At 60.7% G+C, this 14,692-nt stretch carries 12 protein-coding genes and 1 pseudogene; 9 read left to right on the forward strand and 4 right to left on the reverse strand.

The features are described from left to right. Positions 1 to 64: 64 nt before the first annotated feature. Complete coding sequence (locus tag ACVW0B_RS01255) at positions 65 to 799, forward strand: HAD family hydrolase (RefSeq protein WP_238376756.1); 735 nt, start codon at positions 65 to 67, stop codon at positions 797 to 799. A 37-nt stretch (positions 800 to 836) separates the two neighbouring features. Then, positions 837 to 2,480 (forward strand): gamma-glutamyltransferase family protein, encoded by a 1,644-nt coding sequence (locus tag ACVW0B_RS01260; protein ID WP_457490753.1) that lies wholly within the window; start codon positions 837 to 839, stop codon positions 2,478 to 2,480. Between the two features lie 5 nt (positions 2,481 to 2,485). Here the strand turns inward: ACVW0B_RS01260 and fabG are convergent, their stop codons facing one another. Next, positions 2,486 to 3,247 (reverse strand): 3-oxoacyl-[acyl-carrier-protein] reductase, encoded by a 762-nt coding sequence (fabG, locus tag ACVW0B_RS01265; RefSeq protein WP_414374638.1) that lies wholly within the window; start codon positions 3,245 to 3,247, stop codon positions 2,486 to 2,488. A 334-nt stretch (positions 3,248 to 3,581) separates the two neighbouring features. Here fabG and ACVW0B_RS01270 point away from each other — a divergent pair. Further along, positions 3,582 to 3,765 (forward strand): annotated as a pseudogene (locus ACVW0B_RS01270) (hypothetical protein); the annotation flags it as partial. A 51-nt stretch (positions 3,766 to 3,816) separates the two neighbouring features. Further along, positions 3,817 to 4,311, forward strand: a complete 495-nt coding sequence (locus ACVW0B_RS01275) for a DUF3531 family protein (protein ID WP_414331319.1) — start codon at positions 3,817 to 3,819, stop codon at positions 4,309 to 4,311. A gap of 12 nt (positions 4,312 to 4,323) precedes the next feature. Here ACVW0B_RS01275 and ACVW0B_RS01280 read toward each other — a convergent pair whose 3' ends face one another. Continuing rightward, positions 4,324 to 6,087, reverse strand: coding sequence for a sulfatase (locus ACVW0B_RS01280; RefSeq protein WP_457490754.1), 1,764 nt, complete (start codon positions 6,085 to 6,087; stop codon positions 4,324 to 4,326). An 81-nt stretch (positions 6,088 to 6,168) separates the two neighbouring features. Continuing rightward, positions 6,169 to 7,143: an LPS export ABC transporter periplasmic protein LptC gene (gene lptC / locus ACVW0B_RS01285; RefSeq protein ID WP_457490755.1), complete on the reverse strand. Its 975-nt coding sequence runs from the start codon at positions 7,141 to 7,143 to the stop codon at positions 6,169 to 6,171. 155 nt (positions 7,144 to 7,298) lie between these two features. Between lptC and ACVW0B_RS01290 the strand changes: the two genes are divergently transcribed. From ACVW0B_RS01290 to ppk1, 3 genes are read left to right on the forward strand one after another with little or no spacing between them, the layout of a single operon-like run. After that, entirely contained in the window at positions 7,299 to 8,168 is an 870-nt protein-coding gene (locus ACVW0B_RS01290; protein ID WP_457490756.1) for a branched-chain amino acid ABC transporter permease, read from the forward strand. Beyond that, positions 8,168 to 9,127, forward strand: a complete 960-nt coding sequence (locus ACVW0B_RS01295) for a branched-chain amino acid ABC transporter permease (RefSeq protein WP_457490757.1) — start codon at positions 8,168 to 8,170, stop codon at positions 9,125 to 9,127. Before ACVW0B_RS01290 ends, ACVW0B_RS01295 begins: the two co-directional genes overlap by 1 nt. Before the next feature lie 58 nt (positions 9,128 to 9,185). Further along, entirely contained in the window at positions 9,186 to 11,360 is a 2,175-nt protein-coding gene (ppk1, locus tag ACVW0B_RS01300) for a polyphosphate kinase 1 (protein WP_457490795.1), read from the forward strand. A gap of 80 nt (positions 11,361 to 11,440) precedes the next feature. On the opposite strand, the gene ACVW0B_RS01305 is transcribed toward ppk1, so the two are convergent. After that, positions 11,441 to 12,019 (reverse strand): DoxX family protein, encoded by a 579-nt coding sequence (locus ACVW0B_RS01305; protein ID WP_049749590.1) that lies wholly within the window; start codon positions 12,017 to 12,019, stop codon positions 11,441 to 11,443. A gap of 298 nt (positions 12,020 to 12,317) precedes the next feature. Between ACVW0B_RS01305 and ACVW0B_RS01310 the strand changes: the two genes are divergently transcribed. Together ACVW0B_RS01310 and ACVW0B_RS01315 are read left to right on the forward strand one after the other, a co-directional pair. After that, positions 12,318 to 13,436, forward strand: coding sequence for an ABC transporter ATP-binding protein (locus tag ACVW0B_RS01310; protein WP_011433663.1), 1,119 nt, complete (start codon positions 12,318 to 12,320; stop codon positions 13,434 to 13,436). A gap of 155 nt (positions 13,437 to 13,591) precedes the next feature. After that, complete coding sequence (locus tag ACVW0B_RS01315) at positions 13,592 to 14,635, forward strand: GntR family transcriptional regulator (RefSeq protein ID WP_457490796.1); 1,044 nt, start codon at positions 13,592 to 13,594, stop codon at positions 14,633 to 14,635. The last annotated feature ends 57 nt before the right edge of the window (positions 14,636 to 14,692 follow it).

Below are 14,692 nucleotides of genomic sequence, written 5' to 3' on the forward strand. Positions count from 1 at the left end.
TGTTAAAGGGGATCCCTGTCCCGTGCTTGCCCATTCGCGAAAGCGTCGCGTAGCGATAATGTCTATGCAATCCAAAGTGCTGTGCCTACAACAGGGGAAGGCTGACGTGACTGCCGGCTTGCTCTTCGATATGGACGGGGTGATTGTGGATTCGGAACCAATCCATGCCCGCGCCGGGGCCATTGCCCTGCAACGCTGCCACCTATCCCTGGATTTGGCCCCCATCTCCCTGCAGTTCAAGGGGCGCACCGACCGCGACATGTTCGAGTACCTTGTCCAACACCAGACGGACACCCCACCTGCAGAACGGCCCCTGCTGGTGCAGCGCTTGATCGAGGAAAAGGCCAAGGCTTTTGGCGAGCTGCTGGCAGAGGTACCCCTGGTGCCGGGGGTGCTGGAGTTTTTGGCGGCCAGCCGCCAGCGCTTTTCTGCCCTGGCCGTCACCACTTCGGCCATCCGCCGGGATCAAGCGCAGATTTTCCAGCGCTTCGACCTGCACCGCTGGTTTGACGCGGTGATTACCGCCGAAGACATTCAGCGGGCCAAGCCCGACCCAGAGCCTTACCTGAAAACGGCTGCCGCTGTGGGGTTGGATCCGGCGTTGTGTTGGGTGATTGAAGATTCTACCCATGGGATCCGCGCCGCTAAGGGGGCTGGCTGTTTTGCGGTGGGCCTCACCACGGCTTTCACCGCCGAGGAACTGCGCCACGCCGGGGCAGATGTGGTGGTGGACAGCTTTGCGGAGTTGGCCACACTCCTGTTCGCGAGAGCGTCGCGTAGCGATAACCTGCCTGTGTAGGGAGCCCAGCCCATTCGCGAGAGCGTCTCGTAGCGATATGCCAGCACCCACTTTTTTGCGGCAGGCCCTGGATCGCTATCCGTTTGCTTCGCGGCGACGGGTGGTGATGGGCAGACAGGGATCCGTGGCCACCAGCCAACCTTTGGCGGCAATGGCGGGCATGGAGATGTTCTGGGCGGGCGGCAATGCTGTGGATGCAGCCGTGGCAATGGCGGTGGCTTTGACGGTGGTGGAGCCAACCTCCAATGGCATTGGCGGCGATGCCTTTGCTCTGGTGTGGGAGGGGGGGGAGGAGGGTCAGCTGTACGGGTTGAATGCTTCCGGTCGCAGCCCAGCCGCCCTGACGCCGGAGCGGTACCGGGACCATGGGCGGATCCCCCCCTACGATTGGTTAGCGGTGACGGTGCCGGGGGCAGTTTCCGCTTGGCAGACCTTGCACCGGCGCTGGGGAAAGCTGCCGTTCGAGCGTCTGTTTGTGCCTGCCCTTCGTCTGGCGCAAGAGGGATTTCCGGTCTCTCCCCGGGTGGCCCAACTGTGGCAGGCGGCGGAGTCCATCTATTTGCCCCTGCCAGATCCCCGCCACGAGGCCTTCAAGGCCGTTTTCTTTCCCCAAGGGCGTGCCCCACGGGCTGGGGAGCGCTGGAGCAGCCCCCTGCATGCCCAAACCCTAGAAGAGATTGCCCGTAGCGGTGGGGAGAGTTTTTACCGGGGGGAGCTGGCGGAGAAGTTGCTGGCTTTCTCGGAGGCCACGGGCGGCTTCCTGTCCCCCGCCGACTTGGCCCAGCACCAGGCCGATTGGGTGGAACCCATCCATACAGATTACCGCGGCTACACCGTCTGGGAGATCCCCCCCAACGGGCAGGGCATTGCCGCTTTGATGGCGCTCAACCTTTTGGAGGGTTTTGAGCTGGGTCGGATCTCCTACGATGCCGGCGAGCGCTATCACCTGCAGATTGAGGCAATGAAGCTGGCCTTTGCCGATGTGAGCCGACAGGTGGCGGATCCGGAGTATGTGCGGGTCAGTCCTGCCCAGATGCTGGATAAGGCTTATGCACAGCGGCGGCGGCAGTTGATCGGGAGGGAGGCGATCCCCCTGGCCCAGCCAGGGCTGCCGGAGGGGGGAACGGTTTACCTGGCTGCAGCCGATAGGGAGTTGATGGTGTCTTTGATTCAGTCGAATTTCGATGGCTTCGGCAGCGGCCTGCTGGTTCCGGGCACGGGCATTGCCCTGCACAATCGCGGCACCGGTTTCACCCTGGAGCCCGGCCATCCCAACCAGGTGGGCCCCCGCAAGCGCCCCTACCACACGATCATCCCCGCTTTTCTATCCAGAGAAGGGATCCCCCTCGGCCCTTTTGGTGTCATGGGGGGGGCAATGCAGCCCCAAGGCCATGTGCAGGTGGTGGTGAATTTGGTGGATTACGGCCTGAACCCCCAGGCGGCTCTGGATGCGCCCCGCTGGCGAGTGCTGTGGGATCAGGGGATCCCGCAAGTGGCCCTGGAGAGCACGGTGCCGCCCCAGGTGGTGCGCGAACTCTCTGCCCGCGGCCATGCGGTGCAGGTGGTGGAGGCAGAAGAGGATTACGGCCTTTTTGGCCGGGGACAGATCCTCTTGCGGGATGGGGATCACTTCATTGCAGCTTCCGAACCTCGTGCCGATGGCCTAGCCCTGGCGTGGTAGAAGGCTCAACTCATCACCATGCCGCCATCGATGGCGAAAACCTGTCCTGTGATGTAGGCCGCCGCCGGATCTGCCGCCAAAAAACGCACCAGCCCCGCCACTTCTGCCGGGGATCCCAGCCGCCCCAGGGGGATCTGCGCCAAAATCGGGCCGGGATCCAGTTTTTCGGTCATTTGGGTGGTGATGAACCCCGGTGCCACGGCGTTGACGGTGATGTTGCGGCTGGCCAGCTCGCGAGCTGCTGTCTTGGTGAGGCCCACCACCCCTGCTTTGGCGGCGCTGTAGTTGGCCTGGCCGGTATTGCCCACCAAGCCCACCACCGAGGTGATGTTGATGATGCGCCCCTGGCGCTGCTTCACCATGATCTTGGCGGCTGCCTTTAGGCAGAGAAAGACCCCCGTCAGGTTGAGATCCAGCACCGCCTGCCAATCTTCTGGCTTCATGCGCAGCAGCAGGGTGTCGCGGGCCATGCCGGCATTGTTCACCAGCACATCCACCCGACCCCACCGCTCCATCACCTGGGCAAACAGGCTCTCCACCGCCTCTGGGCAAGACACATCGGCGGCCACAGGGATCCCTTCTCCCCCCAGGGCCGCGATCTCCTCCACCAGGGACTCGGCTTCGGCAGCGGAGCGGGCGTAGTTGATCGCCACTTTTGCTCCAATGGCCCCCAGGTGCAGGGCAATCGCCCGGCCAATGCCCCGGCTGGCTCCGGTGACCACAGCCACCCGGTCTTGGAGGGAAGGCAAAGGGAGAAGCTCAGACATAAGCGGCAGGTTCCTCGTGATTCGGACAGCGTGATTAGGACAGCCGCAACAGTATAGGATGCTTTGGGGCCGTCTGGCTGCCACGGACTTCCCTGCGATCGCTTGCGCTGCGTCCCTCATAACCGCCGTTCGCGCTACTTGGATGGAGTCCTTCGGCATAGGCAGGAGGGATCCCACGGCTCTGTGCAGTCACCCTGCCCGCAAGATGTGTTGACGGACGGATTCCCAGACCAACGGGCGAGCAGAGCCGGACTATGATCAAAGGCTAGGCTGCAGCAGAGCATGACTCTAGTCAATAATAAGCTCAACTATACTGAAAATAATGTATAATATGTTCAGTACGGATTACTACCAGTTGATCTTTCTGTTTACTTTCGAGTCTGCCAACATGGTAGCCAAAGCAAAGCAGAAAATTGGTAGTAAGACGACACGGAAACTGCGCTTTGGGTATTCTACTCAAAGCTTTGCGGGATACCGCCATTCTGGTTGGAAACAAACAGAATGCTATCGCTGCATAGTTGAACAGTGATGTTCAGCAGTGTTCAGCGTAAATGTATCAGGAACTGTCCATGCAAGTGGAGTTTCGCGAGTGCGATCCGGGAAATCTGTGGATCTGGTTTGAGTTTGCCGAGCCGCCGGTCGAAGCTGAGCTGGAGTACCTCAACGAGGTGCTGGAGTCGTGGTACGTGTTGGGCAAGCTGGGCGGATTTAACGCCGAGCGTCTGGTGGCCCAAGAGGCCGAGGTGGATCTGAGCTATCTGGAGTATCCCAACGAATCGGAGCCCTTGCCTTCCCTAATGCACAACATGGGATCCCTGGAAGAGAAGGACAACTGGGCCCGCTGCTGGTTTGATCTGGGCACCGCCGATGCGATGGCGCTGGATGTGTTGATCAACGCCCTGCGCACCCTCAGCCTGGAATACATCGGCCTCAGCCGCGTGATTATCGGCGGGCAAAATGAGGATTGGCCAACGGCGGATCCGGAGGAGATGGATGACATGGATGACTACGATCTAAACGGCTATGTGCGGGATCACAGGGAGGAGGAAGGAGGGCTGGAATAGCGGGATCCCTGCCTACTCCAAGTAGCCCAGCTCTTGCATCTGCCGCACCAAGTCGGCATCGCTTTCCACATTCACCTTGCGAGGAGCCGTGCTAGGCCGCCGGGACTCTGCCCAGCTCACCCACGTTCTCAGCCCCTGCTGCAGGCGAGCCAGCCAAGCCTGGGGCCAGCCGGTCTCCACCGCCGACCCGTCGTGACAGCGTTGCGGATCAGCATCAGGGAGAGAGGAGACAGGATCCCCGTCGCCGACACAGAGCAGATCCCGCAGCTCCGCCGGATCCTGCTCCAAGTTGTAGAGGCTGGGACGATCCCCCGTTTGGATGAGCTTGGTCATCCCCTCATAGAGGGCACGGCGGATGTCGTAACAGGCACGCGCCCGCAGCAGGCTGTCGTTACGGCTTTCCATAGCCCGAATGAGGAGGTGGGGCGGGAAGGCTTCGCTGAGCACTGTTCCCTGCTCGGGATCTTCCCCTGCCAAGGTGCGGGCCAAGCTGAGGCGGGCGACCTCGCGGCGGAGCTTGAGGCTGACACAGGGGGCACCGTTGGGGGAAAGGTTGGGGCTAAAGCCGGCAGCTTCCAGGAGGGTATGGAAGAGGCGGCGGGTGGAAACGGGGGTGGCAATGCGTTTTCCTGCCGGGAAGTGGCCGGGATAGCGCAGGATGAGGGGCACGCGGATCAGCTCTTCGTAGACCACAAAGGCGTGGCCGACGAAGTCGTGTTCTCCCAGGCCTTCGCCGTGATCGGCGACGATGGCCACCAGCGTGTTCTGCTCCAGGCCGGTGTGGCGCAGGGTGTCGAAGACGGATCCCAGTAGGTGATCTTGGTAGGCCACCTCTGCATCGTAGATATCCCGAAGCACCTGAGCTTGCAGCGGGGAGAGGGGTTCCGGCAGGGGCGCCATCCAGCGGTAGGGCTGGGCGTTGTATTGGCGCAAAAAGTCGCGGGCCTCGCGGTTGCTTTTGAAATAGGGGGCGTATTTCTGCACAAAGGGCTCCGGCGGCCAGTAGGGCAGATGGGGCTCCATCAGGTTGACAAAGCAAAAGAAGGGCCGTGCTCTAGGATCCGACCGGCGGCGGGCCATCTGCTGCAGGTAGCGGTTGAGGTCGGCAATCGAGGCGGCGGTGTTGCCTTTGAAGTTGAGCAGGCGGGTCCAGAGGGAGGCAAACCAGGGGTGCAGCGCCAGCTGGAAGAGGGCGTCGGAGCGGGCAAAGGCGTTTTGCACCGGATAGGAGAGCCGCCGCCAAAATTGGGTGTAGGCGGCCAGCCAGCGGTTCAAGGGGGCGGGCAAGGGGGTGCCTTCGGGGGGGCGGGTGGGCAGAGCGCCACCGTAGTTGTAAAAGGTTTCAAAGCCGCGCCGCAAGCCGTTTTTCAGGATCCCCACCAGAGGGTTGTTGCAAAAGCCCACAGTGGTATAGCCGCTCAGCTGCAACAGCTCTGCCAGGGTGGGCAAGGCGGGGCTCAGCTCCAGATCTGCTTGGACAGTCTGGTGGGTGCTGGGATATTCCCCCGTAAAGAGGGAAGCGTGGGAGGGGATGGTCCATTGGGCAGGGGCGATGGCCCGCTCGAAGAGGGTGGATTCGGCAGCCAGCCGATCCAGGTTGGGGCTGGTGGGCACTTGGCAGGCACGCTCCGCTTCCGACCAGTAGCAGGAGAGACGATCCGCCCGCTGGGTATCCAGCACGATCAGCAGGATGTTGGGGCGTTCTACGGCAGCAGCGCCGGCCCTTGCGGGGGAATGTCCTGTTTGCGTCAGCGAGACGGAGTCCTTAAAACTCACCACAACCCACCTGATACGTTTCTTAAAGTATCCCTATCCTGCCATGCTCTCGGCCAGCTTTCTGCTTCCCCCACCGCCTCCTCAGGGCAAAGTGAGCTGGGTTTGGCTGTTGCCTTGGATCCGAGCAGTGTTGGCCTGCCAATCCAGGATCCCTTGGTTGCCTCTGACAGTCAAAGCCTGGCCGGGCTGGCGGTAGCGCACGTTGCCCTGGGCCTGCAGCTGGGTGGAGCCGATGCGCCAGCGGATCTCCTGGGCCTGCAGCTCTTGACCGGTTTGCTCGGCTTTGGCTTGCCCGTTGCCCAATATGCGCAACTCGGTTAGAGGCAGGGGAGCCCGCAACTGCTCGCCCCTGAGGCGCAAAGCTTGTAAGGGAGCGTAAACCTCTACAGACCCTACTGCCTGCACTTCCCCGACGCCAAATTGCCACAGAAAACGGCTGGCAGCCAGCTCCAGATCCGGATCCCGGTACTCTGCCCGCACAGGCTGAGTGGGATCCCAGTTCTCCAGCTGCATCTGGGCTTGGCCAAAGTCGACGAGCAGCCGCTCCCCCTGCAGGGATCCCTGGCCCTCCAACAGCTCCACTTTCACCTGGCCCTCAGCTTGGAGGAGGCGCTGTTCCGGCAGCCATTCCACCCGCTGGGCCTCCAGACGCAGGTTGTCTCGCTCCGATTCCACCTCGACTTGACCCCTCAATTCCAGACGTCGTTCGCCGGGGTAGGCAGAGCCTTGCTCGGCGCGGGTGCGGATGGCGCGGTTGTCTTCGTCGAAGAATTCCCCCTGAACGGCCTGCAAATGGGCGGATCCCAACTGCACAGGAGTGGCGCTGCCTTCGGAGGGGGGCTCGTATTCGGCCAGGCGAGCCTGTAAGCGCCAAAGAATGCCGCCGTCGGGCCTGGCTTGGGTGAGGGTGATGTCTTCGTAGATCAACTGGGGGGTGGGAATGGGATCCGCAGGTGTGGGATCCCTGTCTGGGGATGGCTCCAGCGCTCCGCAGGCAAGGCTCAACAGGGCCAAAGCTGCCAGGGAGCTGAGGATGGACAAAGACCTGGACTGCATGGATCTTCTTCCTTGTGGGCGCTCTCCCCTACCCTAGCTTTCTTAGGACTCCGTCCCGCTGGCGCGATCAGCCGTATCCTTCCGCTGCGCTGAGCCGGATCCCGCTCTCGGCAAACCCGTGGCATTATCAGGGCAAGGGGTTTTCGGGGGCAAGCGTGACCCAACTGTTGCAACTTTTCATTTACGGCCTCGTCTTGGGCAGCATCTATGCTCTGGGGGCAATTGGGGTATCCCTCACGTTTGGCATTTTGCGCTTTGCCAACTTTGCCCACGGGGATCTGATGACGCTGGGGGCCTACTTCGGCCTGACGTTGGTCGGGCTGGGTTGGCCAATTGGGGTCAGCCTGATCCCGGCAGCCTTGGCCACGGTACTTTGTGCAGTTGGGATCGACCAACTCATTTATCGCCGCCTGCGCCGGGAGGCACCAGTGATCTTGCTCATTTCTTCTTTTGGCACCGCCCTGATTCTGCGCAGCCTGGTGCAGATCATCTGGGGGCCCAACAATCAGGTGTACCGCAGCGGGATCCAGTTGCCGTGGCGGCTTGGGGAGCTGCGCATCAAGCCCGATTGGGCAGTGATCCTGGTGGGAACAGCCCTGTTGGTGGTGGCCCTGCATCTCTTCTTACAACGCACGCGGGTGGGCAAAGCGATGCGGGCCATGGCCGACAATTTTGAGCTGGCCAAGATTACCGGCATTGATACAGAGCGGATCGTCCTCTGGACTTGGGCCATTGGCGCAGCCTTGGCCTGTGCAGCAGGTGTGTTCCTGGGCATGGATACCCGTCTGCACCCCACCATGGGCTGGCGGCTATTATTGCCCATTTTTGCAGCGGCCATTCTCGGCGGCATTGGTCGCCCTTACGGGGCCATTGCCGGAGGGCTGGTGATCGGCCTGGCGGAAGAATTCTCGACCTTGGTGATCAACCCGGCCTATAAAACCGGGGTGGCCTTCGCCATATTGGTATTGCTGCTGATCTTCCGACCCACAGGATTGCTGGGATCCCCGGGTGGGGGGGATGTCTGATGTTGAGCTACGGCATTTTCTTTTTGATTTTGGTGGGGATCTACGGCGTGCTGGTGCTGGGCCTCAATATCCAGTGGGGCTACGCCGGCATGTTCAACATCGGGGTGGGGGCTTTTTTTGCCGTGGGAGCCTATGCCAGCGCCATTGTCACCACACCCCCAAGCGCCGAGCATTTGGGCGGCTTCAATCTGCCCTTTTGGGTGGGTTTTGCCATAGCTGTGGCCGTCGCCGGAGCGATTGCCTTTTTGATCGGGTTGATTACCCTGAAGCTGCGTTCCGACTACCTGGCCATCGCTACCATCGGCATTGCCGAGATCATCAGCCAAATCCTGAGGAATGAGGGCTGGCTCACCAACGGTGTGCGGGGAATTACCCGCATTCCACGACCCTTTCGCGGCTGGATCCCAGGTCAGGATACCCTTCTCTACTTGGGCTTGGTGCTGGTCATTTTGGCGGTGGTCTATTGGGCTGCGGAGCGGGCCTATCGCTCCCCCTGGGGGCGGGTGCTGCGGGCCATTCGCGAGGATGAACCGGCAACCATGGCCGCCGGCAAAGATGTGCTCCAGTTTCGCCTGCAGGCGTTTGTGCTGGGATCCATGCTGATGGGGTTGGCGGGGGCCCTCTACGCCCATTTTGTCAATTTCATCAGCCCAGAAGCCTTTCAACCGGAGTTTGCCACCTTCATCGTTTGGGTGATGTTGATCGCAGGGGGCAGTGGCAACAATCGCGGCGCCTTGCTGGGAGCGCTGGTGATTTGGGGGGTGTGGTCGGGCAGCGAGTGGCTCACCAACCGTTTGCCGCCCCAATGGGCCACCCGAGCCGGCCCTTTGCGCATTTTGTTGATCGGGATCCTGCTCCAGGTGATTCTTCTGACGCGCTCTCAAGGATTGCTGCCTGAACGTCCGCCCAAGCCCGTTTTGGGCCCTTCCCCTTCGCCTCAGCAGAACCCAGCAGGATAGGATTGGGTCGGCTCCAGCTGTTGTTGACGTGTTTGAGACAACCCAGCCCTCTGTCGTCATGACTCCGCGTCCCAAGGAAACTGACCCTTCCTGGCCACCTTGCAACCCTGACACGACGGGCTGCCCCCCAGATGCCGGACAACCAGGGATCCGGACTACACCCATCCAAGAGGGCTATGCTCTGCCGGAGCAGTATTTCAACCGGGAGCTGAGCTGGATTGAATTCAATGCCCGGGTTTTGCACGAGGCCCTGGATGAGCGCACACCTCTGCTGGAGCGGCTGAAGTTTCTGGCCATCTTTGAGAGCAACCTGGACGAGTTTTTCATGGTGCGGGTGGCGGTGATCCGTCGTCAGTTGGAAACGGGCGTGTTGGTGCTAACCCCGGATGGCCTTACACCGCAGCAGCAGTTGCAGCAGATCTCGAGCCACCTGCGCCCCCTGATTCGAAAATTGCACACTTGCTTCCGGCAGGAACTGGTGCCCAAGCTGGCGGAACAGGGCATTCACATCCGCGATTTTTCCGAGCTGGCCGAGTCGGAACGGCAGGAGCTGCGGGACTACTTTGAGAGGCGTTTGTTTCCAGTGCTCACCCCCTTGGCGGTGGATCCAGGCCATCCTTTTCCCTACATCTCCAACCTCAGCCTCAGCTTGGCGGTGGTGGTGCGGGATCCAGAGACTGGCAAGGAGCATTTTGCTCGCGTGAAGGTGCCCAACACCTTGCCCCGCTTTGTGCCGCTGCGGGATGGGGTGAGCTTTGTGCCGCTGGATCAGGTGATTGCCCACCATCTGGAAGCGCTGTTTGTCGGCATGCAGGTGCTGGAGTACTACCCCTTCCGCATCACCCGGGATGCCGATCTGGAAATCCAAGAGGACGAGGCCGACGATCTGCTGGCTGCCATTCAAGAAGAGCTGCGCAAGCGCCGCTTCGGCTCAGTGGTGCGCATGGAAATTGCCAGCCAAACTCCGGCAGCCATCCGACAACGGCTCAGCGAAGAGATGCGCCTCAACAGTGACTCGGTGTACGAAGTGGATGGCCTCTTGAGCATGGGGGGGGTGATGGCGTTTCTCAGCCTGGATCGGCCCGATTTGAAGGATCCCCCTTGGGGGCCGGTTACTCCCCCTCGCCTGCGTACCGCTTCGGTGAGCGATGAGCCGGTGGACATGTTCTCCGTCATCCGGGAAGGGGATCTGTTGGTGCATCACCCCTACGATTCCTTCGCCGCCAGCGTGGAGCGGTTTCTGGAGGAGGCCGCCAACGACCCCCAAGTGCTCACCATTAAGCAAACCCTCTACCGCACCTCCGGCGACTCGACGGTGGTGAAATCCCTCATTCAGGCCGCCGAAAACGGCAAGCAGGTGGCCGCTCTGGTGGAGCTCAAAGCCCGTTTCGACGAAGAAAACAACATCCTCTGGGCCAAAAAGCTGGAGAAGGCCGGGGTACACGTGGCCTATGGCCTGCCGGGGCTGAAGATCCACTGCAAGCTGGCTTTGGTGGTGCGGGAAGAGGGGGGATCCCTGCGGCGCTACGTCCACATCGGTACCGGCAACTACAACCCCAAAACCGCCCGTATCTATACCGACCTAGGGCTGTTCACTTGCGATGAGACCCTCTGCAACGATGTTACGGAATTGTTCAACCTACTGACGGGCTACTCACGGCAACGGCAATTCCGCAAGCTCTTGGTGGCCCCCAGAACCCTACGCCAAGGCATGGAAGCCCTGATCCGCCGCGAGATGCGCCATGCCCAAGCGGGGGGCCAGGGGCGTATCATCGTCAAGATCAACTCTCTCACCGACCCGGAAATGATCCGGCTGCTCTACGAGGCCAGCCAAGCCGGGGTGGAGATCGACCTCATTGTGCGCGGCATGTGCTGCCTCAAGCCCGGGATCCCAGGCCTGAGCGATCGCATCCGCGTCATCAGCATCATTGGCCGCTTTCTCGAACACTCGCGCATCTTTTACTTCTATAACAACAGCCAGGAAGAATACTTCATTGGCAGCGCCGACTACATGACCCGCAACCTGGATCGACGGGTTGAGGTGGTCACCCCCGTAGAAGATCCCGTGTTGCAGCAGGAGCTAAAGGCAATCTTGGACATCTGCCTGACGGACAACCGGCAGGCCTGGGAATTGCGCCCTGATGGCACCTACGTGCAGCGGCAACCCAAGCCAGGAGAGCCTGTGCGCTCCACCCACCAACGCCTGATGGAGCGGGCCGCCAGCCGCATTTAGCAGGATGACTCTCACTGCTAACCTCTCTCTCAGAGGGAGAGAGGAGCAGCCTCGCCGCTATCGGGAATGGCCACCAAAGCTCAGGATCCGGTGGTCTTGGCGGCCTCGGCCTCTTCCTCGCCCAGCGCAATTACCCGTTCCGTGGCCTGCAACGAAGACTGCAAGCTCTCCAACTTTTCCCGGCTGGCGCGGTTCAGCCACGACTCGATTGCATTCACCAAGAGCTGATCCACAGAGAACCAGCCCCCCCCATTCACCGCAAAGGCCAGGAAGATCGCTGCGTAGATGGCGGATAGCTCCAAGTAGGGAACGCTGAAGCCGGCCACCTTAATGTGATGGAACATGGCCACCGCCATCGTGGCGAACAAGCCCAGTGCTGCCCCTCGGGTCAACAAACCCAACGCCACCATCGGAGCTGCGATCAGCTCGGTATAGGCAGCCACATAAGCGAAGAAGATCGGGAAGGGCAACCCGATCACTTCTACATAAGCCGTCGCAAATCCTTCGATATCTGCCAGTTTGTCAAGGCCGTTGTGAATCATGAATAGCCCTGCCACCACCCGCAAAACGGTCCACGCCACTTGAGACCAGCGCGGAGTTACGCTGTCGTGACGCAAAGCTGAGGCGAGTAGCACGGGAAACTGCTGAGAGGGTGCCATAGGATAAAACCTGCGATGCAAAGATGAGCAAAGATTCTAACTTATTGTAACGATTCTAAATTTCTGTAACAAGATGGGGTTCAGATCCCCAGTGGTCAAGGGATCCCATGCAAAAACAGGGATCCCATGCAAAAACAAGGCCTCCGGTCCGCTTCCGCGAAAGGCCTCCGGCCCGCTTTCGCGACCGGTCGGGTGGGTTTCCGGCGAGCTTTCACCCTCGCACACCACCTCTGCTCTTGGCCTGGAACCTTTCCTGCCTTGCTGAGACCTGTCAACCTCTGTAAATGGATCCCTCATAATGGGTTCATTTGCTGCCTGTGTCGATATGGTTGCCGAATCTGTCCTCGCCTCTGATGTCAGCTCCGCCAAAGCCCAAGCCGGGAGAGAGGAGGGATCCCCGCCTGCCATTCGTTTGCGGAGGGTCAGCCGCAACTTTTCCGGGATCCAAGCGGTGGACGGGGTGGATTTGGAGGTGCAGCAGGGGGAGTTTTTTACGTTGTTGGGGCCGTCGGGTTCGGGCAAAACCACCTGTTTGCGGATGATCGCGGGCTTTGAGCGTCCGGATGAGGGGCAGATCGAATTGAACGGCCAGAATGTTTTGGGTCTGCCGCCCTACCGACGGCCTGTGAACACGGTGTTTCAGGACTATGCTCTCTTCCCCCACATGACGGTGGCGGAGAACGTTGGCTACAGCTTGATGATCCGCGGCATACCGCCGAAGGAGCGCCAAAAGCGAGTGCAAGAGGCGCTGGAGCTGGTACAACTGCCCGATCTGGGATCCCGTAAACCCAGCCAACTTTCAGGGGGGCAACGGCAACGGGTGGCCTTGGCGCGGGCTTTGGTTGGCCGACCGCAGGTGCTCTTGCTGGATGAACCTTTGGGGGCGCTGGATTTGAAGTTGCGCCAACAGATGCAGTTTGAACTCAAGGCCCTACAACACCGCCTTGGTCTCACCTTTTTGTACGTCACCCACGACCAAGAAGAGGCCCTGACCATGAGCGATCGTATTGCCGTGTTCAATCGCGGGCGCATCGAACAGGTGGGATCCCCGGCAGAGCTCTACGAGCGACCTGCCACCCGGTTTGTAGCCGGTTTTATCGGCCAAACCAACTTGATCGAGGGATCCCTGGCGGAACGATGCGTGGGAGAAGCGGCCCTGTTTGCTTTGCGCCCGGAGCACATTCGGATTGACTTATCTGAAGAAGGGATCCCCGATGGCCACTGCCGCTTGCGGGGACGGATTTGCGACACTGCTTATCTAGGGGCTTTCATTCGCTATCAGGTATGGGTGTCGGGCTGTGAGGTGAAACTTTTGGCTGTGCAACCCAACCCCGGCCTGAATTTGCAGCAGTTGCCGGAAGGGACGGAGGTGACTTTAAGTTGGGATCCCAGCCGGATGCACCGCATCCCCGAATAGGGCTCTCAATCCCGATCTCCTCTGGAGCTTGTCTATCCGGCGTCGGCGCTATCTTGCAGGCAGTTGACACTCCCGCCGACTGAAGTCGAGGGATTCTTACGTAGCCCAGAAACGGGCTCGCAACGGCGTTGTCAAAGGGAGAAAAACGGGCCATGATGCGCATTTCCATCCAGCCGGGGAGCGGGATCCCTGGCTCCGTACAGCTTTTTAATTTGCTCTGCTTTGCCATCGCCTGCGGGCAATTTCCTCCCGGCTACCGCCTGCCCAGCACCCGTCAATTGGCTATGCAAACAGGCCTGCACCGCAATACCATCCACAAGGTTTACCACCAACTCGAGGCTATGGGCCTGGTGGAAACCCGCGCTGGATCTGGCATTTACGTGAGCCGCTCCGCCCGCCAGGTGGTTAACTACTCTCGCGGCCTGGGGGAAAACCTGGATCGATCCCGACAGGTCCTGGAGCAGGTGCGCCAGGGCATCGACCAGCTGCTGCAGCAGGGGTTTTCTTTGGAGCAGGTACGGGATCTGCTGCTGGCGGAGATCGATTGGCGATTGCGCTGCAGTGCCCAAGTGCTGGTGTGTGTGCCCAACCGGGATTTGGGTACAGGACAACTGATGGCCCAGCAAATCCAGCAGACTTTGGGCATCCGGGTCCAGTTGGTGCCCCTGGAGGAGCTGGCCACCGTTCTGGATCAGATCCATTCCGGCACTGTGGTGACGCTGCACTATTTTCTCAGCGCCGTCGAGGCCATTGCCCAACCCCGGGGGGCCCGTGTTCTGACAGTGGAGGTGTCCGACTACGCCCGCGAAATTGCCCTGATCCGCCAATTGCCTTCCTACGCCTGTCTGGGGCTGGTGAGCATCAGCACTGCCCTGCTGGAGGTTGCCGAGGTGATCGTCCACAGTTTGCGGGGAGACCTGCTGGTGCTGACGGCAGTGATTTTCGATGCTGAACGGGTGGGATCCCTAATCCGCCGCGCCCATACGCTGATTTGCGATGAGGCCAGCTACCCCACCCTGCGGGTCTTGGTGCGCCAAGCCCGAGCCGATCTAATCCGCACACCCAACCTAGTCTGCGCCACCCCCCACATCGGAGAAGCAGCCATGGCCGAGCTGCGACGGGAACTGGGTGGGATCCCTGGAGCCGGAGGAGATGGGGACGCAAGCAGTAGCAGTTTGCAAGGCAAAGAAACCCATTAAGCCTTGTTGCAGGTGAGCCATTTTGCGGATGACAGGCTGCCCGATATCGTGTTTAAG

It is taken from the genome of Thermostichus sp. MS-CIW-23 (assembly GCF_054059455.1).